A 20,829-nucleotide genomic window follows, 5' to 3' on the forward strand; every position below is an offset into this window, starting at 1 on the left:
AATCGTTTTATATATGCTTGCCAATCCTCGCATATGGACGTACCGGCGTGGGAACGGCGACTCGCCGGCCATGCCCCCTCGCTGCTCGCCATTCTGGGCGGCGTCGTCGCCGTCGTCTCGCTCGCGAACTTCTTTCGTGACGTCGAGACGCTCGGCCTCGGTGTCTTCCCCACCGTCTCGCTCGGCCTCTGTCTCCTGCTGTCGGTCGGTCTCCTCGGACTGAGCCACTGGCTCGCCGGGAGCGACCTCCCGCTCGCCGACGCGTGGACCGTGGTCCGGTGGTCGCTCGGTGGCATGATCGGATTCGGGACGCTGGCAGCACTGACGGTCGGCATCCGACTCGCAGAGGGACGGACCGTCGACGGGGCGGCGCTCGGCATCATCGTGATGGGATCGGGCGGCGGTATCGGCGGCGGCGTCGCTGGCATCTACTACGCCCGTGCGAATCGCGCGGCTCGCGACGCCGATCATCGCCGTGACGCACTCGTCTTCCTGAACAGTCACCTCCGTCACAACGTGTTGAACGCGGCGCAGGTCATCCAGGGGTACGCCACGCTCCTCGACGAGCGCGTCGACGACGTGACGTATCTCGCCCCCATCGAACGACGGAGCGCCGCCATCGCGTCGCTCATCGACGACATGCGAGAACTGGCGGATCTCTTCTCCGGCGAACGCACGCCGGCGCCCATGGATATCTCGACGGGTATCCTCCGGGAAGTCGAGGCTGCCCGATCGGCCCACGAGGCGGCGACGTTCGAGGTGGACGTACCGCCGGAACTGTACGTGATGGCGACCGGGGCCGTCTCGGCCGTCTTCGCCAACCTCATTCGCAACGCCATCGAGCACAACGATCGGGCGGAGCCGACGGTGTTCGTCTCGGCCGAGCGCACCCCCCGGACGGTGGCGGTCCGCATCGCCGACGACGGGCCCGGAATCCGGGACGACGTGAAGACACACCTGTTCGATTCGGCCATCGAATCCGGCGAGGGACGTGGCATCGCCCTCGTGAAGACGCTGATGAACCACTACGGCGGCGACGTGTCCGTCCGCGACAACGACCCCCGCGGGACCGAAGTCGTCGTCGAGTTCCGGCGACCGCCGCCGGAGTGAGACGGACCGTCGTCACTGACTGACACCGGCCCGGACGACGGCGGGGCTATAACCCACCAGCCGACCAAGGTGTCCTATGCATTCACTCGACGACACCTGTGACACCTTCGACATCGGCGGCGACCTGCCCGTCAACCGCCTCGGCTTCGGGGCGATGCGAATCACCGGGCCGGATATCCTCGGCGACCCCGCCGACGTGGCCGAGGCCCATCGCGTCCTCGAGCGCGCCCCCGAACTCGGCGTCGACTTCGTCGACACCGCGGACGCGTACGGCCCGGGAACCAGCGAACGTCTCCTCTCGGCGGCGAGCGTCCCCGACGACGCCGTCGTCGCCACGAAGGGTGGCCTCCTGCGCTCGCCCGACGGCGACTGGCTCCGCCACGGCGACCCCGACTACTTGCGTAACGCTGCGCTCTGCAGTCTCGACCGCCTCGGCGTCGACACGATCGACCTGTACCAGTACCACGCGCCCGATCCCGACGTACCCATCGAGGACGCGATGGCGGCGCTCGCGGACCTCAAGGATCGGGGCCTCGTCCGGCACGTCGGCGTGAGCAACGTCTCGGTCGATCAGCTCGAACGCGCCCGCGACGTGGTCGAGATTGCGACGGTCCAGAACGAGTACAACGTCGCCGAGCGCACCCACGACGACGTGCTCGCCGTCTGCGAGGAGGACGGTATCGGCTTCATTCCGTACTTCCCCATCGGCGGCGGTGCCCTCGGCGAGAAAGCGGCGGTGCTAGAAGACGTGGCGACGGCCCACGACGCCACGCCGCGACAGGTGGCGCTCGCGTGGCTCCTCCACCGGTCGCCCGTGATCCTCCCCATCCCGGGCACGTCCAGCGTCGACCACCTCGAATCGAACGTCGCCGCCGCCGCCCTCACGCTCACCGACGACGAGATGACCCGGCTGTCAGCCTAGTCGGAACGTGTGCTCACGGCTCGCGTCACAGCTCGGGCAGACGTGCCGGTAGACGACGCGCCGGCCGTCCGTCCGACTCGTCCAGTTGGCGCCGTGGTCGACGTAGCCACACGCCGGACACTTCTTCTGGGTGGTTTCGTAGCGCCGTCGGAGCCGGTCGAGCGCCGTACTCCCTGCTATGCCATTCGTTGCCATCCCACACACCTTTCGGCTCCAGAAATATAAACTATCGCCTCGTCAGGGTCCGAGATAGCCCCACGCCAGCAACCGGTCGCCGTCGCCGTCGATCCAGCGCTCCCCGATGTCGTCGCGGTAGTAGCAGTTCGGCACGACGATGTCGTCGATACGGTCGTACGCCTGCTCACGGGCCGCCTGCATCGTCTCACCCATCCCCGTCACGACGAGTGGCATTCCACTCTCGCCGGCCGCCCGCCACTGGCCGTCGACGCGTTTCGCGTCCTCGATGTGGACGCCCGCCGGCGGTTCGCCCGACGGCGTATCGAACACCACCGCCGCGTTTCGGGAGTTCTCGTCGTACGTCTTCGGATCGTCGAAGGGGAAGGGCGGCAAGACCAGTCGGACGGCGATGGCGTAGCCGTCGTACACCTGCAGATTCGGGTCCTCGCCGCGCGCGAGACGGTAGAAGAACTCGCCGGTCGGGGACTCGAACGTTTCCTGCTGGAGCGTGATCGTCGGGTAGCCGAAGCGGGGCGTGAACTCCAGCGGATAGACTCCGTCGCCGTCGACGATGCAGTTGAGGTCGATACTGCCGACGTAGCCCTCCGATGCGAGCCACGATTCGAGGGGTTCGAGCGTCGCCGCGAACAGCCGGTTACGCCCCGCCCAGAACGTCGAGGTCCCCATCTCTCCCGTTGAGGGGCCGATGTTGCCCGGGAAGAGTTTCTTGTGCTCGAAGTTGAAGTTGATCGGGTCGACGAACCGCTCGCCGTCGAAGAAGCCACAGATCGCCACTTCGACGCCGTCGACCTTCCGCTGGAGCTGGAAGCCCTTCATTCGGTGGCCCCACGCCTTCTCGTAGGCCTGCAACACGTCGATCACGTCGCTTCCGTCGTCCTCCCGGCCGACGTACAGCAGGCGTTTGACGTTCTGTACCTCCCCCAGCGGTTTGATGACGTACGGCGCTGAGTTGTCGCGGACGTGATCGATCGCCGCGTCGAACGACGTGAACTCGCGGTGATCGAGCGTGTTCACGCCGTGCTCTTCGAGCACCGACATCGCGTAGCCACGGTCCGCTTCGAGACGGTCGGTGTTCGGGGTCCCGCCGACGACGGCGTGGCCTTCGGCCCGCAACTCCTCGGCGAGTTCACCGGTCTTCGCCTCGTCGCCGACCCAGATGTCGTCGAAAACGATCACGTCGGCCCAGTCGACTTCGGCGCGCCAGTCGTCGGTCTTGGAGACGAAGCCGTCGGCAATCTCCCGGTCCGACGACGCCTCGATGTAGTATTTTACCTCGTGGCCCTCGCAGTGGACCTGCCACGCGAGGTCACCGATCAGCGCCACGTCCGCCGAGACGAAGAGGAATCGTCGGGAGTCCATGCTCTCTCGACACGCGGTGTACGCAAAACGTCACCGCCGAATCGAGGCGACGATCGAACGTCACTCTCGGGCGTCAGCGCCACCGTAGGACGCCCACGTCACGTTCGGAGACACGTGAGTTCGGGCTGATAGTCGTCGACGAGCGTCTCGACGAGCGCGTCGACGGTGGCCGAGTCGAACGTCCAGAACCCGGTGTATCGGTTTGTCTCGGTTTCGTGTGCGAGGAGGGCGCCGTCGTCGTACTTTTCCGGCCCGCTGTAGATGACGAACCAGTACTCGCCGACCAGACTGCCGGATTCGTCGCCGTAGGCCGTGACCGCACCCCAGTCCTCGGGTTCCCAGTCCGTCTGGCCGTACACCGTCGTCTCGACGGATGCCTCGGCGATCTTGCGATAGCGCGTCCACGTCGCTGGCGCGCTCTCGAAGGTACTCAGGCGCTGAACGCCGGCGTGAAGGGATCCAGCCCCGCGGCGCCAGGCACGCGATTCGAGCAACTGGGAGACACAGACCAGCGGGAGCCGTCGCTCGCCGGTCAGCGAGTAGACGTTCTGGTCGAGTCGAGCGAGAAACCCCTCGACGATGGGTCGCTGTCGAACGTCTTCGGTGAGGTCCGCGAGCGAGGCGTCGCGAAGCGCGTCGAACAGGTAGTCGTGGAGTTCCTTGATCCCGACCGCCCCGAGACACGCGTCGCCGTCGGTGAGGACGAGAAACGCGTCCGGCAGTTCCGCCGCCGTCACGTGGCCCGTCTCTAGATCGAAGCGCTCGAAGTAGTCGACGATAGCGTCGACCTTGGCGTCGACTTCGGTTCCGTTCACGACGAGGAGCCGTCTGCGCCGCGACTCCAAGTCGTCGATGAACTGTTGGAGGGGTCGTGACACGGCTACCGTTCCGCCTGCCTGTTGGACGCCGACGCACTAATAACTGCGCCGTCGCGGCCGAGGGGCATGCGCTCGCGTCGTCACCCGAGGAACGTGGCGACGAACAGGAGCGCGAAGCCGAGGGAGAGGCAGAGCCCGCCGATTCGGCCGATCCAAGTGTGTTCTCGAACGTCCGCTCGGTTGGTTTCTATCCGGTAATCCTGAAACTCCGGGTTGTACTCGACGTAGTTGGGCATCTGGAAGAACTCGACGAACACCAGCGCGCCGCCGAGGGCGCCGAGTGCCGAGCCGAGCAACCGGAGTGCGTTCGCCACCGCGACCATGCTCGTTCCGTCGGTGGCGGGGGGTAATAGGGGTTATCGTCCCGGGCGAGCGCCGACCTCCCGGACGTTTATGTCGGATGCCGCGGCCAGCCCCCCCGTGTCCCGACGCCTGCGTCTCGTCGTCGTCGTCCTCGTCGTCGCCGCCGTGGTTCCGACGACGACACCCGTTGTCGACGCGACCACCGCTAACGCGACCACCGCCGACGCCGACATCGTCGCCACCCTCCCTAACCCAACCGCCGACGGCGACACGGGCGAGTTCGTCGTCCTTCGGGTACCCACCACCGAAGCCAACTGGACGCTCGACGACGGCGAACGCGTCGTCGCTCTGCCCGCCGACCGGCCGGCGGCCCGCGTGGCCGTCGGCGCCGATCCGAACGCGACGCGACGGCTCGCGGACGCCCCCGTCGTCGCCGTTTCCCACCTTTCGCTGTCGAACAGTGGCGAACGCCTCCGCCTCCGGCGAGACGGCGTCGTCGTCGCCACCCTCGCCTACCGCGACGCGCCCGAGGGTGAACGCCTCGTCCGAACCGACGACGGCACGCGGTGGCGCCCCGTCGGCTACCGCCCACGCGACGTGCATCGCTACGGTCCTGCGACTGTCACCGGATTCGTCCTCCCCGACACGCCGTCGGTGCCGGTCGAGACGCTCCGTGGTGCCCGCGACCGCATCTTCCTCGCCGGCTACACGTTCACCAGCGACCGGGTCGCGGCGGCGTTGATCGCCGCGGAGCGTCGCGGCGTCGACGTGCGCGTCCTCGTCGACGCCGATCCGGTCGGCGGGCGGACGGCGCGCGGGGCCGACACGCTCGACCGCCTCGCGGCCGCGGGCGTCGACGTGGCGGTCCTCGGCGGTCCGCGCGCTCGCTTCGACTACCATCACCCGAAGTACGCCGTCGTCGACGACCGGGCGCTCGTCACGACGGAGAACTGGAAGCCCGCGGGCGTGGGTGGACAGAGTAGCCGGGGCTGGGGTGTCGTCGTCGAATCGGCGCCCGTCGCGGCCGACCTCGCCGGCCTCTTCCGCGCCGACGCCGGGTGGCGGGACGCGCTCCCGTGGGGGCGGTTCCGACGCGGGAAGACGTTCGAGGCCGGGATGCCGGCGGAGGGCTCCTACCCGTCGCGGTTCGACCCGACCACCGCGACTGCCGCCGGGGTGCGCGTCCTCACGGCGCCCGGCAACGCCGAGTCGGCGCTCGTTGGCGTGATCGACGGCGCGGGCGACCGGGTCGACGTGATCCAACCCACCATCGGCCGTCGCGACGGGCCGCTCCTCCGCGCGACGATTCGGGCGGCCGAGCGCGGCGTCACAGTCCGGATCCTGCTCTCGGGGGCGTGGTACGTCGCCGAGGAGAACGCGGCGCTCGTCGAGTGGCTGAACGGGGTCGCCGACCGACGTGACCTCCCGCTGACTGCGCGCGTCGCCGAGCCGAGCGGGCGATACGAGAAGATTCACGCGAAAGGCGTCGTCGTCGACGACACCGTGGTCGTCGGGAGCCTCAACTGGAACGCAAACGCCGTCTCGGAGAACCGCGAGGTGGCGCTCGCCGTCCGGAGCGAATCGCTCGCGAGCTACTTCCGGGAGACGTTCGCGGCGGACTGGCGAGGTGGACGCGGCGGTGGGCGGACGACGTGGGTGATCGTGGCCGGTGCGCTCGCGGCGCTGGTGCTCGCCCTCGTCGTCGCGCGGAAAACGATCAGGTTCGGCCGGTGATCAGTCGTCCCCGTGATCGAGCGCCGCCGCGCTCGACAGTTCTTCGTCGAGTTCCGCGTCGGCCATCTTCTCGACGAGGCTCTCGATGACCTCGCTGCGCATGCCTTTCACGAACTTGATCGAGCCGACGACGAGGTGACCGCCGCCGGAGACGCCGCCGCCGACGACTTCTTCGTCGAGTTCCGCCACCATCTCGGGGATGTCGAGGCGGACGCCGTCGGATCGGAGGACGGCGAAGTCCGGACCGTAGCCGATGGTGATGACTGGGTCGCCCGTCTCCTCGACTTTGCGGTCGTGGAGGTTGCCGGTCGTCTTCCCGGGCGCGGGGTAGGTGAAGCGGTGCGCGAAGTCGTCGAGGTCGACGCGGTAGAGGTGGGCGTCGTTCGACAGCCGTTCGTGTTCGACGTGGGGGTCGAGCGCGGCGAGTTGGCGGTCGATGTCGCGCTCGGCGCGATCCGCAAGGAAGTCGACGAGTTCCTCGTGGCGGCGCTCGTCGTCACAGTCCACGTTGAGCACGTCGCTCACGAGCGTCTTGCCCTCGCTGTAGCGGAGCCAGTGGGCGGCGTAGTCGAGCGCCTCGCCGATCCGGACGAGGTCATCGCGGCCGTAGCCCTCCTCGTCCGCGAGGTCGACGAAGTCGGCCATCGTCTCGGCCTTCGAGCGGTCGGCCAGCCCCGCGACGGCGGGGACGTGCCGGAGTTCGTCGGTCATCTCGGGGTCGATCATCCGCGCGAGTTCGACACACATCATCCCCGTCGTGATGCGGTAATCCTCGTCGACGAGGTAGGGGTTGACGTGGGCGTCCAGCAGGTCGTTCACCGCGTCGGGGTCGGGGTGGTGGTGGTCGACGACGACGATGGGCACGTCGTAGTGGGCGAGATTCTCGTAGGCAGGCACGTCCTCCTCGGTGCTCCCGTTGTCGAGCATGAGCAGGAGGGGGAGTTTCTGCCCGTGGCGCTCCCGGCCTTCGAGCGCGAAGTTGAGGTCACGGGTCACGTCCTCCATCTCGTAGTACGGCGCCTTGCTCGGGAGGCGCTTGATGAGGTGACGCGGCGCGTCGTCGTCGTCGTGAACGGTTCGGATGAAGCGTTCGAGCGCCACCTGCACGGGCAGGGAGGCACACATCCCGTCGCCGTCGGCGTGGTGACGAACCCGGATCGGACGGCCTTCGAGGACGGTCCGGCGGAGTTGCTGGGCGACGTCGCGGAGGTCGGGTCGGAGTTTCTCGAACGCCTCCCACTCGACGAGCGGATCGACGTCGTGCGGTTCGGCGCGGTCGGTCAGGCCGGCGTCGACCTCGGCACGCACGCGTTCGGCGTCCTCGTCGGTCAGGCGCGTGAGCGATTCGACTTCGATCTGGGGGCTCCCCTCGTGTTCCTCGACGGTGCCGGCGATCCGGACGGCGTCGCCGAGTTCGACCTCCGGGTAGGCTCGCACGCCGGCGTCTTCGAAGGCGGTGCAGGCGACGATCCCGGTGGCGTCACAGCACCGGAAGACGGTCGGGCCGGCGGTCTGCTTGATCTGGCTGACCGTCGCTTCGATGGTCACCGTCTCGCCGATGTCGAGGGCTTCGATGGGCGTCACGGTCGGGTGGTGATCGACCGCGACCGTCCGGTAGTCGTCGAGGTCGGCCTCCGCGAAGGCGACGTCACCGTTCTCACGGATCTCGTCGAGTCGGACGAGTAGGCGGTCGCTCACGTCGTAGTCGCCGGTCAGGTTCGACTCGTGAACGAGGCCGGAGACGTCGTCCGAGATGTCGACGAAGACGCCGTAGGCGACGACGCCGTTGACGACGGCGTGGTAGTAGTTGCCGACCTCGATATCGTCGGCGGTGCAATCGGGTGCGAGATCGTAGACGATGGGACGGGAGTCGTCGTCCGTGTCAGTGCCGGAATCCCCGGCAGTCCCTGCGGTCATACAACTGTGTGGTGGGTGCCCGAAGTTAAGCCTTGCAGAATCCGGCGCCCCCGCTACGCACATCCGGAACCCTTAGAAGGCGACACCACCGACTCGGAGATATGCGGCTCTTCCGGTCCGAACACTCCGTCGACCAGCCGAGACGGGAGGCCGGCCCATGACGACGGTCGTCGCACAGGGCACGTTCGACATCCTCCACCCCGGCCACGTTCACTACCTCTCCGACGCCGCGGCGATGGGTGACCGCCTCCACGTCATCGTCGCTCGCAGCCAGAACGTCACCCACAAGCCCGAACCGATCCTCCCCGGGCGCCAACGGCGCGCGATGGTCGACGCCCTCGCCGTCGTCGACGAGGCCCACCTCGGCCACCCCGACGACATCTTCGTCCCCATCGAACGCATCGACCCCGACATCATCGTCCTCGGCTACGACCAGCATCACGACGAGGACGGCCTCCGGCGGGCGCTCCGCTCGCGGGGCATCGACTGCGAGATCAGACGTGCCTCGGCGCGCGAACCGGAGGACGACGAACTCTGCTCGACGGGCCGGATCGTGGATCGCATCGTCGAGCGTCGCTGCTGATCGGGCGGCGACGATTCTCAGTGACGAACTGACGACAAAGAGCGGCCGCTATCGAGCGTCGGATAGAAACAAGACGGTCGTGTGGTTCAGGCTCGGATCGGCGCCTGCGACAGCGTCTCGTCGTGGGCGCGGATCACGTCGTCGTCGGGTTCTTCGAGGTCACCGGACGAGCCGCTCTGTTGCTCTTCGAGGTACTGCTGGTACTCCTCCTGCGAGACGACTTGAATCTCGAAGTACATCTGGGAGTGCGCGACACCACAGAACTCGGCACAGTAGCCCTGGTAGGTTCCCTCCTCGGTGGCGACGGTCTTGATGACGTTCGACTGGCCGGGCATGGCGTCCTGCTTCAGGCCCAGCTTGGGCACGTGGAACGCGTGTAACACGTCACTCGATGTGACGTTGAAGTAGACGTCCTGTCCGGCTGGTATCACCACCGTCGGCGACGTGCTCGCGATCTGGACGTCTTCCTGCGGATAGCTCGCTTGCCAGCCCCACTGGAACGCGTCCATGTGGACGACTACGTCGTCGTCTTCGGGGGCGATCTGCTGTTCGTCCTGCTCGAAGGTGACGTTCTCGTTGGCTAACACGCCGTAGGAGGCGATGCCGACGAACAGGAGGATGATGGCCGTCGCGACCGTCCACGTGATCTCGAGTCGGCGGTTCTCCTTGGTCGGCTTGGCTTCGTCGGCGTCCTTGAACCGATAGACGGTGTAGATCAGAATACCCTCGACGAGGAGGGTAATCGGGACGGCGACGAGCAGCAGTTTCTCGTTCAGACCATAAATCAGCTCTGCGGACTCTGATGGCTGGGCAACCACGGGGTCGGCGGCGAGGGAGAGAACCACCGCCGAGAGCAGCGACGCCAGCACGAGGCGCGACCGTTTCATACTCTATGGGCCGTTAGAATCTCCCCCCTAAATAGCTACTGATAGGGACGGCAAGGAACCACACGGTGTGGCGGGGGCGGTCCGCTGGGCGCGTGTCGTCGCCACGTGAGAAAAAGCGCGGTACATAAATAGGCGGATTTCCAAACGCCGATCAGTGATCGATTCGTGCGAGACGTAACCGACCGCTTCCCGGGCCTCCTCGCGGCGAGCGCGATGGGCGTCTATCTGCTCTTGCTCGTCGGGACGACCATCGCCGTGACCGACGCGGTCGAGACGTGCGCGGCGTGGCCGGCCTGTGGCGACGGGTTGACGCTGCCGAGCACCGCCGCCGGTGCGCTCGTCATCGGGCACCGGATCGCGGCCGTCGTCGTCGGTCTCCTCGTCCTCGCGGCCGGCGTCGCCGCGTGGCAGTCCGACACCCGCCGTCGCGTCCGCGTCGCCCTCGGCGTCTCAGCCGTCTGTTATCCCGCCCAGGCTGCCCTCGGTGCGTTCGTCGCTACGACCGGCGCGGCCGGCCTCCTGCCCGCCGCCCACCTGCTCGTGGGCATGGTCATCTTCGGCGGCCTCGTCGCGGCGCTCGCGTGGACACTGGAGGAGAAGACTGGCGATCCGTCGGACGGTCCAGTCACGGACCCCGACGCACTCGAACCACCCGAAGCGCCCAACGAACCAGCGGAGCGCCCCTCGCTCCCCGACGACCCGATCGCCCGGTTCCGCGTCGTCGCCGGCGCGTACGCGCGACTCACGAAACCGCGGCTGATGTGGTTGCTCTGTCTCGTCGCCTCCGCGGGCATGGGACTGGCCGCGGGGTCCGCGCTCGATGCCCGGACGGTCGTCCTCACCTTGCTCGGCGGCGTCCTCTCCATCGGCGCCAGCGGCACCTTCAACCACGTCCTCGAGCGCGACGTGGATCGCCGGATGAACCGCACCAGCGACCGTCCGCTCGCGACGGACGTGGTGTCAGTGCGTAACGCCCTCGCGTTCGGCGGCCTGCTGACGCTGGCGTCGCTCGCGGCCTTCGCCGCCGTCAACTGGCTGGTCGCCGTCCTCGGTCTCGTTGCCATCGTCTTCTACAGCGTGATCTACACGCTCGTGTTGAAGCCGAACACGGTCCAGAACACGGTGATCGGCGGCGCGGCGGGCGCGCTCCCGGCGCTGATCGGCTGGGCGGCCGTGACCGGGGAAGTCGGCCTCGGAGGTCTCGTCCTCGCGGCCGTCATCTTCCTCTGGACGCCCGCGCACTTCTACAATCTCGCGCTCGCGTACAAGGACGACTACGCTCGTGGCGGCTTCCCGATGATGCCCGTCGTGCGCGGCGAGACGGAGACCCGCAAGCATATCCTCTGGTGGCTCGGCGCGACGTTCGTCGGTGCGGGCGTGCTGGCGACGTGGAGCGACCTCGGCTGGCTCTACGTCGGGGCGACCGTCGTCCTCGGCGCGGCGTTCCTGTGGGCGGTCGTCCGTCTCCACGTGGACAAGACCGAAGCCGCTGCCTTCCGCGCCTTCCACGCCTCGAACGCCTACCTCGGGGCACTCCTCCTCGCGGTGGTCGTCGACACGTTGGCGATCTGATGATCCAAGGGTAAACGGTAAGCCAGTGGCTTACGGGCAACGTGTATGGAGAACGTAGCGATCATCGGCGCGTCGATGACCCAGTTCGGACAGCGGGACGGATGGGTGCTTGACCTCCTCTCGGAAGCCGGGACGGCGTGTCTGGACGACGCCGGCGTCCCGCCGGACGCGGTCGACCACCTCTACGTCTCGAACATGGCGAGTGGGGAGTTCGAGGGGCAGACGGGGATCATGAACGCCCTCGCACACGACCTCGCGGCGATGCCGGCGTACACCGCCCGCATCGACCAGACGAGTTCGAGCGGTGGCGCGGGCGTCAAACACGCGTGGCAGTCGGTCGCCAGCGGCGCCAGCGACATGACGCTTCTCGTGGGTGCGGAGAAGATGACCCACCGAACGACGGCGGAGGCGACGGACGTCATCGCCTCCATCACCCATCCCGTCGAGTACAAACACGGCGTGACGCTCCCGAGTTTCGCGGGGCTGACCGCACGCCTGTATCTGGACACCTACGACGCCCCCCGCGAGAGTCTGGGCAAGGTGGCAGTGAAGAACCACCGCCACGGCGTCGACAACCCGCACGCGCAGTTCCAGAAGGAGGTTGACCTCGACACCGTGCTGAACTCGCCCATCGTGGCCGACCCGCTCCGCCTCTACGACTTCTGTCCGATCACGGACGGGAGTGCGGCACTCATGTTCTGCCCCGAGTCCGTCGCGAAAGAGTACACCGACGACTACGTCCTCGTGCCGGGCGTCGGCGGCGCGACGGACACCCACGTCGTCCACGAGCGTGCGGATCCGACGACGATGCGCGGCGTCGTCGAGTCGAGTCGCATCGCCTACGACATGGCCGACATGGGGCCGGAGGACATCGACGTGGCCGAACTCCACGACATGTTTACCATTCTGGAGTTCCTCCAGAGCGAGGATCTGGGCTTCTTCGAGAAAGGCGAGGGCTGGAAGGCAGTCGAGGAGGGTCGCACGGAACGCGGCGGCGACCTGCCGATCAACCCCTCCGGCGGCCTGAAGTCGAAGGGCCACCCGCTGGGTGCCAGCGGCGTCGCACAGGTGTACGAAATCTACGAACAGCTGATGGGTGACGCCGGCAAGCGACAGGTCGACGCCGACACCGGCCTGGCCTGTAACGTCGGCGGCTTCGGCAACTGCGTCATCACCACTCTCATGGAGGCAAACTGATGATGGAAGCATACCGCTACCCCGACGGGAGTATCACGTACCCCGGCCACCCTATCGGTCCGGGCGGCGAGGAACCGGTCGACACGGTCGACCTCAGCGAGTACACCGCCGAGGTGATCACGTGGACGACGAGTACGGCGGCGCCGCCGGGCGTCCGCGAACCCAACACGCTGGCCATCGTCGAGTTCGACGTGGACGGCGAACCCGTCCGCGCCATCGGCGGCGTCGTGACCGGTGCAGAGGTCGACATCGGCGACGAGGTGCGGCCGGTGTACGTCGAGGAGCTCCGGGAACCCGGGGCGGGCATCCGCGAACCCGAGAGTCAGGAGTGGGACGGCTACCGCTTCGAACCGGTCTGACGTTTTTGATCGTCGGGGATGTGGTCCCGACGATGCTCTCCACGTTTCGCACCAAACGCGGTCGCTGTCATCTCGATGGCGACCGACTCCGTCTGGAGTCGAGTCTGCGCAGACAGTGGCGCCGCTACCGCGAGGGTGAGCGACTTCCCGCGTTGTTGATGGCTGGGACCGTCTTCGGCGTCGTCGTCATCGTCGTCGAGGCGCTGGTGACCGGCGGCGTTCGACGGCTTCTGTTGATGGCTGGCGTCGTCGTCGCCCTCGTTGCGGTCGGCCGCCTGAGCAACTACGTGCGCGGGTTCACGGCGACCGAGGAGATTCCGCTCGACGCGATCAGTCACGTGACGGCGAAGCAGGGGACGGAAGGGCTCACCCGCCCGCGGTTCGTCGTCACGTACGAGGCGGGCGGAGAGACGAAACGTCGGTACGTGATGATGCCGTCGCTGTGGCTCTCGTACGGGGAGGCGGAGTTCCGGCGCGCGAAAGCGGCGTTTCGGGACGCTGGGATCGCGGTCGAGTGATCTAGTCGTCGAGCGCGTCTTCCGGCACCTCGTCGATGAGGACGATGGCTTCGCCGTCGATGACGGTCTCGCCGTCCTCGTCCTCGACGACGGTCGTCAGGCGGTAGCGGCCGTCGCCGAGGTCCTCGACGACCTCGCAGATGGCGGTGACTTTCTCGCCGATGTCGACGGGGCCGAGGAACTGGAGGTCCTGCGAGAGGTAGATGGTCAGCCCGGGGAGGCGGGCGAGGGCGGCGCTGATGACGCCGGAGACGAGCGTGCCGTGGACGATCTGCCGGCCGAACCGGGTCTCCTCGGCGAAGTCGGCGTCGAGGTGGAGGCGGTTGGTGTCACCGCTGGCATCCGCGAAGACCTGAATCTCCTCCTCGGTGAGTCGCTTCGAGAAGCGGATGCGGTCGCCGACGCTGACCACGCCGTCGCCCTCGTCCGTATGTTCGAACGTCCACTCCGCCTTGGAGTAGGTGAGTTCCGGTGCTACTGCCGGCTGTCGGTCGTCCGCGTCGGCGTCCGCGTCGTCACTGTCGGAAAGCGCCGGGAACATCGCCCGGTTGGCCGCCATCACACTGTTGTAGAAGTGCCCGACGCTGTTCGAGAAGTGTTTCTGCGACTGGAGCCACGTGTCCGCGACCCCGCTCATCGGCGTGGTAGTTCGGTCCTGCATTGTTGGTTAGGGTTCCTTGGGGCTGGTTGGTTAAAGACTGGTCGCTTTCGCCGCCGGGCACAACCCAGCGCAACCACTGAATGTCTTTGAGTGGTATAGGATGGTAACAAAAGTAAAGCTTATGCCTCTGGCCGCCCTTCGTAGGAACAAGGATGACGCAAGACGAGGACGATGGATCGCCGATGTGGCCGCCGATGCCCTTCGCCCAGCAGTTTCAGAACGCGAGCGAAGACGCCGTCGAACAGCAGATGAAGCTGTTCAAACAGTTTATGTCGGGAGGCGCCGGGAGCGGATTCGACGGGTTCTCGCAACTCGGCGCGATGAGCATGGGCACGGCGATGTTCAAGACCCGCGTGCAGAGCGGGGGCCGCATCAGTATTCCCGATGCCGAGCGCGAGACGCTCGGCATCGAGGACGGCGACATCGTCCAGACAATCGTCATCCCCGTCAAACGAAATTCGGAGTAAACCAATGAGTGTTTCCAACCCCTTCAGTTCAGCGTTCGAGATGCAGCGTACGATGATCGACCAGAGCCGCCGCGCCGCGGAGACCAGTATCGACGCCCAGCGTGCCGCCGTCGAGACGTGGTTCGGTTCCTTCGAGTCGGCCAAGACCGTCCAGAAGAGCGGCGTCACGCTCTCGAAAACGGCAATCGAGGCCTACCTCGACGGCCTCAAGTCCGTCTTCCCCGAGGAAGCCGTCGCGGAACTCGAAGCCGCAGTCGACGAGCAGTTCGAGGCCGTCGACGAGATTCACGAGGACGCGTGGCAGTCCTTCCTCGAGGGTCTCGACGAGGCCGAAGCGACCTACGACGAGCTGACCGAGATGCAGCTCGAACTGCTGGCCGAGAGCTTCGACGCGCTCGAAGAGCTCCAGTCCGACGCCGCCGAGACGACCGAAGAGGCCGTCGCCTCCGCCGAGGAACTGGCGGAGTCGGCCTAACCGGAGCGTTTTCACCCCCAACCCCCCTATTTGTATACGATGACCAACGACGCCAGCGGTACGTTCGACGGACAGATGGACGCGTTCCTGGAACGCATGACAGAGACGTATATGAACGCCCTCGACCGGAACCTCGACGCGCAGTCGGCGTTCCTCGAATCCTGGATGGACTCGATGGAGGACAACCTCTCCGAGGAGCGCATTCAGGAGGGATACGAGGGATCGATGCGCGCCTACGAGGCGTGGATGGACGCCGCCGAGACCTCCTTCGAGCGCATGGGAAGCGCGTTCCAGGGCGAGGACGTCGAGCCCGAGGAGTTCCGCGACATCTGGCTCTCCTCGGCCAACGAGGCGTTCAAGGAGATGATGACCACCACCGCGTTCGCGGCCGCGACGGGCCAGACCGTCGAGGATGCGATGGACATGCGACAGAACATCGACGAGGCGTCCGAAGAGACCCTCCACGCGCTCAACTTCGCCACCGTCGGCGACGTGCGCGAGGTTGGTGAACGGCTCGTCGAACTCGAACGCCGCCAGCACTCCATCGAGCAGAAGCTCGACCGGATCATCGAAGAGCTATGAACCCCTTCACCTTCCCGCTGGACGCCCAGCGCAACCTCTGGGAGCGTGCGGCCGACGACGCGGCCTCCGTCGGTGCCATCCCCGACGGGCTAGAGACGATGTCCGAGGTGGAGGTCGGCCAGACGCCGAGTGAGGTGGTCTACGAGGAGAACAAACTCGAACTCCACCACTACGAGCCGCTGGTGCCGGAAGAGGAGCGCCACGACGTGCCCATTCTGTTCGTCTACGCGCTCATCAACCGGCCGTACATCCTCGACCTCCAGTCGGATCGGAGCGTCATCCGCCGGATGCTCGAAGCCGGCTTCGACGTGTACATGATCGACTGGGGCGAACCGTCCGACCTCGACACCGCCCTGTCGCTCCACGACTACGTCAACCGCTACATCGACAACTGCGTCGACGTGGTCCGGGAGCGCTCCGGCCAGGACTCGATCAACATCATGGGCTACTGCATGGGTGGGACGATGAGCGTCATGTACGCCGCGCTCCACCCCGAGAAGGTCCGTAACCTCGGGCTGATGGCCGCCGGTCTCTGTTTCGACGGCACCGGCGGCATCCTCGAGATGTGGGGCGACGAGGAGTTCTTCAGCCCCGGTGCCATCACCGAGACGTTCGGCAACGTCCCCGCCGAGTTCCTCGACGTGGGCTTCGCGCTGATGGATCCCGTCCACAACTACGTCACGAAGTACGGCAACCTCTACGACAACATCGACGACGAGGACTTCGTGGAGAACTTCGCGCGGATGGAGCGGTGGCTCAACGACCCCATCGACGTCGCCGGCACCGCCTATCGGCAGTTCCTGGAGGACGTCTACCAGGAGAACAAGCTCTACCGGGGCGAACTCGAACTGAACGGTGAACGGGTCGACCTCGACAACATCACGATGCCGGTGATTCAGGTGATCGGCGAGTACGACCACCTCATTCCGCCGGAGGCGAGCAAGCCGTTCAACGAGGTCGTCGCCAGCGACGACACCGAGATCATGGAGTACTCGACGGGCCACATCGGCCTCTCGGTGTCGCGCTCGACCCACGAGAACCTTTGGCCTGCGGTGGCCGAGTGGTTCGCCGAACGGTCGAACAGTGAGGCCGTCGAGGTGCCTGTCGAGGACCCCGAGGACGAGAGCGAGGACGGCCCGGACGCCGCCGTCGTCGAGGATGTCGAGACGACCGAGGCGGATGTGGCGGGCACCGACCTGCAGGAACTCGACGGCATCGGCCCCGCGTACGCGTCGCGACTCGAAGCCGCCGGCATCCTCTCCGTCGAGGACCTCGCCGAGGCCGAACCGGCTGTCGTCGCGGCCGAGACGGATATCGACGAGAGTCGCATCCGCCGCTGGGCCCGCGCAGCGAACGCGTAACTGCCGCGAGCACTTTTTCGGATCTCTTCGACAGTCGTGCCACCAACCCGCACATTTACAATTGTGAAATGTATATTGGTATATTATTTCATACTAGGGGTTTTCAGAATATGGGTAATATATTGGGAGAGTTTATTACTTAGCAAGTAGACATTCTGATTGAACCATGAACGCGACACAGATGATCAACAGCGCCACGGACCGATTCGACCTGCCCGACGACCTAACCGCCGCCGACTCGAAGCTCGTTTACTTGTTCGTCGCCGTTTCGGACGGCGCGACGGTCGACGACCTGCAGGCGTCGCTGGATATCAAGAAAATCTCGCTGTTCCCCGTCCTCGATACGCTGTCCAAGCGGGGCCTGATCGAGCGCGTCGACGACGAGTACGTCGCCGCGGCGGCGTCGTAAGCCCGGCGCACTCGGTAATCTCCCCTCCCTCTATCTGCAGCCTACTCTGCCGACTCGTCTTCCTCTTCCATCGACTCCTTGAGTGATGTCAGTTCCGCGTCCACGTCGACGGCATCTTCCTCCTCGACCTCGATCGCGACACCACTCGTGTCCGTCCGCTCGGCTCGCCCCCGATCGGCCGACGCCTCGTCGAGACGGTCGTCGATTTCGTCGGTCAACTCGCGCGCGTCGGACAGAATCGAGCCGGCAGCCGAGTCCTTGGGGAGGTCTGCGCCGGTCAACGCATCGCGCAGATCCGTCAGCGCGTCGCGGAGGGCCGCCGTCTCGGGGGCGCTCCGTGAGGTCAGCCGCTCCCGGAGGCGGTCCTCCGTCGGTCGCGGCCCGGCGAGGCGGAGCACCGCCCGGAGCAGTTCCAGCGACTGTACCGTCGCTTCGAGGAGCGCGATGACCGTCGGGAGGGTGTACTCTTCGGTAAATCGGAGGATCTCGCCGGGCGTGGGCGGGCGGCGCCGCGGCCGGACGTCGTCCTCGATAGCCGACTGTAGCTCCGTCAGCGTCTCCTCCAGGTCGGCCAGTAGGACCGCCAGTTCCTCGTCGTCTCGACTCGACATGGCCGACAGTTGGGGCCGGACCCGGATATATCGTTGCCGTCAGTCGCGCCATCGAGCGACGGCCGTGAGGGCCAGCAACGCGAGCAGCGCGACGAGCGGTCCGAAGCCGGCGCCGCCGCCCTCAGTGGGCGTCGGCGTCGCGGTCGGTTCGGGCGTGTCGGGCGGGTGGGGCGTCGGCGACTCCGTTGGGGTCGCCGTCGGTGTCGGCGTGGGTGTCGCCGTCGGTGTCGGCGTGGGTGTCGCCGTCGGCGTGGGTCTCGCAGTCGGCGTTGACGTGGCTGTCGGCGTGGGCGTCGGTTCTGGCGTCGGTGTCGCCGTCGGTTCCGCCGCCCCGCCGGCCACGGTCACCGTCGTCGTCGCTCGGCCGTCCTCGATGTCGCTCCCCTCGACGACGATTCGGTAGGTGCCGGGGTCCGCACCGCTCGTGTCGACGGTGACGCTCCCGCCGCTCTCGGTGATCCGGCTATTGCCGGCGAGGTCGACGCCGTCCGGGTTCTCGAGGGTCACGTCGAGGCGGTCGGCCTCGGCGAAGTTGTACTCCGCCGTGATCGTCACCTCCTCGAAGTCGTTCCCTTCGACGGTGTCGCCCGCGATGTCGACGCCGCGTTCGTTGCGGACCTCGAAGTCGGTGATCCGTGGCTGGACGACGACCAGTTCCGCCTCGTCGTCGTCGTCGCTGTCGGCATCGTACGAACCGGGTGCCACGCCGTCGAAGTCGGCGTTCTCGGGGTCGACGGTGAACACCTCGTCGCCGGCGACCGAGACGAACGTCGTCTGCTCGGTGCCGATGGTCCCGCCGCCGGTGAGTCCGACGTTCGAGATGTCGAGCGATTCGCTGGCGTAGACGCGGACCGGCGGGCTGGTGTTCGAGGGAGCATCGCGGGGTTCGTCGACGGCGACGCTCGCGCCCGTCGCGGCGGCGACGACGGCGAGGGCGACAGCGAGGACCACGAGTAGTCGGTGGAGGGTGGCGGTCATCGCACGGTCGTACGCTTCCCCGATAATTGATGTTGTCGGGGACGGCTCGTAATGGAAACGCTCTTTTGACAGTCACACCGAGTGTGCGCGTATGACCGACGGGGACGACGAGACCGACCTACCGGCCGAGACCCTCGGCACCCGCCTCGACGACGCGGCCGAGGCGCTCGACGCCGCCGAGACCGAAGACGACCTCGACGCGGTCGAGGAGCAACTCGACGGGATTGCCGAGGATCTCGAAGCCGCCGACCTCCCGGCCCCCGACGAAGACGACGAGGACGCGGAGGATCCCGCCGCGGAACTCGAGGACCGCCTCGACTCTCTCCGCGAGGATCTGGAAGCCGCCCGCGGCCCCTACGCCTCGGACGTGATCGACGACATCGAGGACGCGAAAGCGACGCTCACCGACACCCGGTGGACCGAAGACGGTGAGGACGAGGCCGCCGCCGCCGTCGAATCCTTCGTCGCGGACGTGAACGAGACGCTCGATACCGATCTGTCGGGCGACGACGCCGACGCCCTCGACGCCGCCGCGGAGGCCGTCGCGGACGCGAACCTCGACGCCGACGCCGACGCCGAAACCATCGCCGCTCTGCTGGAGGCGACCGACGACCTCGAAAGCGGTCTGGCGGACGCCGAGGAGTGGGACGACCTCGAAACTCACGAACAACTCCGCGCACAGGGCTACTACGACGTGCTCGGCCACTACAAGGACTACCCGCCCGAGTGGGCCGCGCTCAAGGAGTGGGAACAGCGCGGCAACGTCGAGATGGTGTTGCTCGCGCTCGATAGCTTCCAGTCCGACTTCATGGAGCGCCACTGCCTCGAAGCCCTCACCCGGATGAACGACGAGGGGGCGTTCGACGCCATGCACCAGCGCGCGGGCAAGCGCGACAAGCCCGGCATCAAGGCGCTGGGGAAGATGGCCGCCGAGGACGCGGTCGAGACGCTGATCGAGTACGTCGACGCCGACTCCGACCCCGGGCTCCAGAAGGTGACGTTCAAGGCACTCGGCGAAATAGGGAGCGAGGAGGCCACCGGACCGCTCGCGAACAAACTCGTCGCCGAGAACGAGCAGATCCGCCCGTATGCCGCTCGCGCCCTCGGCCTCATCGGTGACACGCGAGCCATCGAGCCCCTCGCCGACACGCTGGCCGACGACGATCACGACGAGACGCGCGCCGCGGCCGCGTGGGCGCTCCGACAGATCGGCACCGAGCGCGCGCTCGAAGCGGCCGCCGACTTCGTCGACGACCGCGCTTATCTCGTCCAGCACGAGGCCGAGCAGGCGTCCGAGTCGCTGTCGGTCGAGCAGCCGGCGTAACTCGACCCCAACGTTCTCCCCAGTCACTCCCGTTCTCCGTGTATGTCCAGCGATTCGACCGAACAGAACGCCCTCGGCACCGACCTCGAACCGTGTAGCACCGACCCCGAGACCGGTTACCTTCGGGACGGCTGCTGTCGCCACCTCGAATCCGACCGCGGCCGTCACGAGGTCTGTGCCGTGATGACCGAGGAGTTCCTCGAATTCTCGAAGGCACGGGGAAACGACCTGATCACGCCCCGTCCCCAGCTAAACTTCCCCGGTCTCGATCCCGGCGACCGGTGGTGTGTCTGTCTCGGTCGGTGGGTGGAGGCTGAGGAGGAAGGTGCCGCCCCGCCCGTCGTCCTCGAAGCGACGAGCGAGGCGGTACTGGAGGCGATTCCCTTCTCGACACTTTTAGATCACGAATACGAAGAGGGGTGAC

24 protein-coding genes are annotated in these 20,829 nt (G+C 66.8%); 15 read left to right on the forward strand and 9 right to left on the reverse strand.

From position 1 onward, the window contains the following. Positions 1–33: 33 nt before the first annotated feature. Both DU502_RS07530 and DU502_RS07535 read left to right on the forward strand, forming a co-directional pair. Positions 34–1,110, forward strand: a complete 1,077-nt coding sequence (locus tag DU502_RS07530; RefSeq protein WP_121918780.1) for an ATP-binding protein — start codon at positions 34–36, stop codon at positions 1,108–1,110. Between the two features lie 76 nt (positions 1,111–1,186). Further along, on the forward strand, positions 1,187–2,032 hold the full coding sequence (locus tag DU502_RS07535) for an aldo/keto reductase (RefSeq protein WP_121918781.1): 846 nt from the start codon (positions 1,187–1,189) through the stop codon (positions 2,030–2,032). On the opposite strand, the gene DU502_RS07540 is transcribed toward DU502_RS07535, so the two are convergent. From DU502_RS07540 to DU502_RS07555, 4 genes are all read right to left on the reverse strand, one after another. Next, positions 2,024–2,227, reverse strand: a complete 204-nt coding sequence (locus tag DU502_RS07540; RefSeq protein WP_121918782.1) for an HVO_0649 family zinc finger protein — start codon at positions 2,225–2,227, stop codon at positions 2,024–2,026. The two genes, DU502_RS07535 and DU502_RS07540, sit on opposite strands and share 9 nt — an antisense overlap. Positions 2,228–2,269: 42 nt before the next feature. After that, positions 2,270–3,589 (reverse strand): phosphoribosylamine--glycine ligase, encoded by a 1,320-nt coding sequence (locus DU502_RS07545; RefSeq protein ID WP_121918783.1) that lies wholly within the window; start codon positions 3,587–3,589, stop codon positions 2,270–2,272. A 98-nt stretch (positions 3,590–3,687) separates the two neighbouring features. After that, a complete protein-coding gene (locus tag DU502_RS07550; RefSeq protein ID WP_121918784.1) occupies positions 3,688–4,467 on the reverse strand; it encodes a hypothetical protein in 780 nt (259 codons plus the stop codon). 80 nt (positions 4,468–4,547) lie between these two features. Beyond that, positions 4,548–4,790, reverse strand: a complete 243-nt coding sequence (locus DU502_RS07555) for a hypothetical protein (RefSeq protein WP_121918785.1) — start codon at positions 4,788–4,790, stop codon at positions 4,548–4,550. A gap of 97 nt (positions 4,791–4,887) precedes the next feature. Between DU502_RS07555 and DU502_RS07560 the strand changes: the two genes are divergently transcribed. After that, positions 4,888–6,504, forward strand: a complete 1,617-nt coding sequence (locus DU502_RS07560) for a phospholipase D-like domain-containing protein (RefSeq protein ID WP_121918786.1) — start codon at positions 4,888–4,890, stop codon at positions 6,502–6,504. On the opposite strand, the gene DU502_RS07565 is transcribed toward DU502_RS07560, so the two are convergent. Further along, positions 6,505–8,421 carry a DHH family phosphoesterase gene (locus DU502_RS07565; RefSeq protein WP_121918787.1) on the reverse strand — a complete coding sequence of 639 codons (1,917 nt, stop codon included), beginning with the start codon at positions 8,419–8,421 and terminating at the stop codon, positions 6,505–6,507. A gap of 157 nt (positions 8,422–8,578) precedes the next feature. Here DU502_RS07565 and DU502_RS07570 point away from each other — a divergent pair, with 157 nt between their 5' ends. Beyond that, positions 8,579–9,004, forward strand: a complete 426-nt coding sequence (locus DU502_RS07570; protein ID WP_121918788.1) for an adenylyltransferase/cytidyltransferase family protein — start codon at positions 8,579–8,581, stop codon at positions 9,002–9,004. Positions 9,005–9,090: 86 nt separating this feature from the next. Here the strand turns inward: DU502_RS07570 and coxB are convergent, their stop codons facing one another. Further along, complete coding sequence (gene coxB, locus DU502_RS07575) at positions 9,091–9,891, reverse strand: cytochrome c oxidase subunit II (protein WP_121918789.1); 801 nt, start codon at positions 9,889–9,891, stop codon at positions 9,091–9,093. A 213-nt stretch (positions 9,892–10,104) separates the two neighbouring features. On the opposite strand from coxB, the gene DU502_RS07580 reads away from it, so the two are divergent. The 4 genes from DU502_RS07580 to DU502_RS07595 are packed head-to-tail and all read left to right on the forward strand — an operon-like array spanning position 10,105 to position 13,537. Continuing rightward, positions 10,105–11,463 carry a heme o synthase gene (locus DU502_RS07580; protein ID WP_121919451.1) on the forward strand — a complete coding sequence of 453 codons (1,359 nt, stop codon included), beginning with the start codon at positions 10,105–10,107 and terminating at the stop codon, positions 11,461–11,463. 45 nt (positions 11,464–11,508) lie between these two features. Then, positions 11,509–12,660, forward strand: a complete 1,152-nt coding sequence (locus DU502_RS07585) for a thiolase family protein (protein ID WP_121918790.1) — start codon at positions 11,509–11,511, stop codon at positions 12,658–12,660. 2 nt (positions 12,661–12,662) lie between these two features. Further along, positions 12,663–13,019, forward strand: a complete 357-nt coding sequence (locus tag DU502_RS07590; protein ID WP_199722660.1) for an OB-fold domain-containing protein — start codon at positions 12,663–12,665, stop codon at positions 13,017–13,019. A gap of 32 nt (positions 13,020–13,051) precedes the next feature. Then, positions 13,052–13,537: a hypothetical protein gene (locus DU502_RS07595; RefSeq protein ID WP_121918792.1), complete on the forward strand. Its 486-nt coding sequence runs from the start codon at positions 13,052–13,054 to the stop codon at positions 13,535–13,537. Position 13,538: 1 nt separating this feature from the next. On the opposite strand, the gene DU502_RS07600 is transcribed toward DU502_RS07595, so the two are convergent. Further along, a complete protein-coding gene (locus DU502_RS07600; RefSeq protein ID WP_199722637.1) occupies positions 13,539–14,198 on the reverse strand; it encodes a MaoC family dehydratase in 660 nt (219 codons plus the stop codon). Positions 14,199–14,350: 152 nt separating this feature from the next. On the opposite strand from DU502_RS07600, the gene DU502_RS07605 reads away from it, so the two are divergent. The 5 genes from DU502_RS07605 (at position 14,351) to DU502_RS07625 (ending at position 17,492) form a co-directional block, all read left to right on the forward strand. Then, on the forward strand, positions 14,351–14,665 hold the full coding sequence (locus tag DU502_RS07605; RefSeq protein WP_121918793.1) for an AbrB/MazE/SpoVT family DNA-binding domain-containing protein: 315 nt from the start codon (positions 14,351–14,353) through the stop codon (positions 14,663–14,665). 4 nt (positions 14,666–14,669) lie between these two features. Then, positions 14,670–15,140 carry a hypothetical protein gene (locus DU502_RS07610; RefSeq protein ID WP_133412381.1) on the forward strand — a complete coding sequence of 157 codons (471 nt, stop codon included), beginning with the start codon at positions 14,670–14,672 and terminating at the stop codon, positions 15,138–15,140. A gap of 39 nt (positions 15,141–15,179) precedes the next feature. Beyond that, positions 15,180–15,722, forward strand: a complete 543-nt coding sequence (locus tag DU502_RS07615; protein ID WP_121918795.1) for a poly(R)-hydroxyalkanoic acid synthase subunit PhaE — start codon at positions 15,180–15,182, stop codon at positions 15,720–15,722. Beyond that, positions 15,719–17,083 carry a class III poly(R)-hydroxyalkanoic acid synthase subunit PhaC gene (gene phaC / locus DU502_RS07620; protein WP_121918796.1) on the forward strand — a complete coding sequence of 455 codons (1,365 nt, stop codon included), beginning with the start codon at positions 15,719–15,721 and terminating at the stop codon, positions 17,081–17,083. Before DU502_RS07615 ends, phaC begins: the two co-directional genes overlap by 4 nt. 166 nt (positions 17,084–17,249) lie before the next feature. After that, positions 17,250–17,492 (forward strand): helix-turn-helix domain-containing protein, encoded by a 243-nt coding sequence (locus DU502_RS07625; protein ID WP_199722638.1) that lies wholly within the window; start codon positions 17,250–17,252, stop codon positions 17,490–17,492. A gap of 41 nt (positions 17,493–17,533) precedes the next feature. Here the strand turns inward: DU502_RS07625 and DU502_RS07630 are convergent, their stop codons facing one another. After that, positions 17,534–18,103 (reverse strand): DUF7547 family protein, encoded by a 570-nt coding sequence (locus DU502_RS07630; protein WP_121918797.1) that lies wholly within the window; start codon positions 18,101–18,103, stop codon positions 17,534–17,536. A gap of 39 nt (positions 18,104–18,142) precedes the next feature. Then, positions 18,143–19,081, reverse strand: a complete 939-nt coding sequence (locus DU502_RS07635; RefSeq protein WP_199722639.1) for a PGF-CTERM sorting domain-containing protein — start codon at positions 19,079–19,081, stop codon at positions 18,143–18,145. 91 nt (positions 19,082–19,172) lie between these two features. Here DU502_RS07635 and DU502_RS07640 point away from each other — a divergent pair, with 91 nt between their 5' ends. Together DU502_RS07640 and DU502_RS07645 are read left to right on the forward strand one after the other, a co-directional pair. Then, the gene (locus tag DU502_RS07640) at positions 19,173–20,405 is read left to right on the forward strand and encodes a HEAT repeat domain-containing protein (protein WP_121918798.1); all 1,233 of its coding nucleotides are present in this window, start codon (positions 19,173–19,175) and stop codon (positions 20,403–20,405) included. Positions 20,406–20,447: 42 nt separating this feature from the next. Then, positions 20,448–20,828: a DUF2237 family protein gene (locus tag DU502_RS07645; RefSeq protein WP_121918799.1), complete on the forward strand. Its 381-nt coding sequence runs from the start codon at positions 20,448–20,450 to the stop codon at positions 20,826–20,828. Position 20,829: the final 1 nt, after the last annotated feature.

The organism is Haloplanus aerogenes (assembly GCF_003856835.1).
GTDB lineage: Archaea > Halobacteriota > Halobacteria > Halobacteriales > Haloferacaceae > Haloplanus > Haloplanus aerogenes.

Bases quoted from the DNA above. Each gene is read 5' to 3' on its own strand.
- DU502_RS07530 (WP_121918780.1), top strand. From the start codon at position 34: ATGGACGTACCGGCGTGGGAACGGCGACTCGCCGGCCATGCCCCCTCG.
- DU502_RS07535 (WP_121918781.1), top strand. From the start codon at position 1,187: ATGCATTCACTCGACGACACCTGTGACACCTTCGACATCGGCGGCGAC.
- DU502_RS07540 (WP_121918782.1), bottom strand. From the start codon at position 2,227: ATGGCAACGAATGGCATAGCAGGGAGTACGGCGCTCGACCGGCTCCGA.
- DU502_RS07545 (WP_121918783.1), bottom strand. From the start codon at position 3,589: ATGGACTCCCGACGATTCCTCTTCGTCTCGGCGGACGTGGCGCTGATC.
- DU502_RS07555 (WP_121918785.1), bottom strand. From the start codon at position 4,790: ATGGTCGCGGTGGCGAACGCACTCCGGTTGCTCGGCTCGGCACTCGGC.
- DU502_RS07565 (WP_121918787.1), bottom strand. From the start codon at position 8,421: ATGACCGCAGGGACTGCCGGGGATTCCGGCACTGACACGGACGACGAC.
- DU502_RS07570 (WP_121918788.1), top strand. From the start codon at position 8,579: ATGACGACGGTCGTCGCACAGGGCACGTTCGACATCCTCCACCCCGGC.
- coxB (WP_121918789.1), bottom strand. From the start codon at position 9,891: ATGAAACGGTCGCGCCTCGTGCTGGCGTCGCTGCTCTCGGCGGTGGTT.
- DU502_RS07580 (WP_121919451.1), top strand. From the start codon at position 10,105: ATGGGCGTCTATCTGCTCTTGCTCGTCGGGACGACCATCGCCGTGACC.
- DU502_RS07585 (WP_121918790.1), top strand. From the start codon at position 11,509: ATGGAGAACGTAGCGATCATCGGCGCGTCGATGACCCAGTTCGGACAG.
- DU502_RS07590 (WP_199722660.1), top strand. From the start codon at position 12,663: ATGGAAGCATACCGCTACCCCGACGGGAGTATCACGTACCCCGGCCAC.
- DU502_RS07595 (WP_121918792.1), top strand. From the start codon at position 13,052: ATGCTCTCCACGTTTCGCACCAAACGCGGTCGCTGTCATCTCGATGGC.
- DU502_RS07600 (WP_199722637.1), bottom strand. From the start codon at position 14,198: ATGCAGGACCGAACTACCACGCCGATGAGCGGGGTCGCGGACACGTGG.
- DU502_RS07605 (WP_121918793.1), top strand. From the start codon at position 14,351: ATGACGCAAGACGAGGACGATGGATCGCCGATGTGGCCGCCGATGCCC.
- DU502_RS07610 (WP_133412381.1), top strand. From the start codon at position 14,670: ATGAGTGTTTCCAACCCCTTCAGTTCAGCGTTCGAGATGCAGCGTACG.
- DU502_RS07615 (WP_121918795.1), top strand. From the start codon at position 15,180: ATGACCAACGACGCCAGCGGTACGTTCGACGGACAGATGGACGCGTTC.
- phaC (WP_121918796.1), top strand. From the start codon at position 15,719: ATGAACCCCTTCACCTTCCCGCTGGACGCCCAGCGCAACCTCTGGGAG.
- DU502_RS07625 (WP_199722638.1), top strand. From the start codon at position 17,250: ATGAACGCGACACAGATGATCAACAGCGCCACGGACCGATTCGACCTG.
- DU502_RS07630 (WP_121918797.1), bottom strand. From the start codon at position 18,103: ATGTCGAGTCGAGACGACGAGGAACTGGCGGTCCTACTGGCCGACCTG.
- DU502_RS07635 (WP_199722639.1), bottom strand. From the start codon at position 19,081: ATGACCGCCACCCTCCACCGACTACTCGTGGTCCTCGCTGTCGCCCTC.
- DU502_RS07640 (WP_121918798.1), top strand. From the start codon at position 19,173: ATGACCGACGGGGACGACGAGACCGACCTACCGGCCGAGACCCTCGGC.
- DU502_RS07645 (WP_121918799.1), top strand. From the start codon at position 20,448: ATGTCCAGCGATTCGACCGAACAGAACGCCCTCGGCACCGACCTCGAA.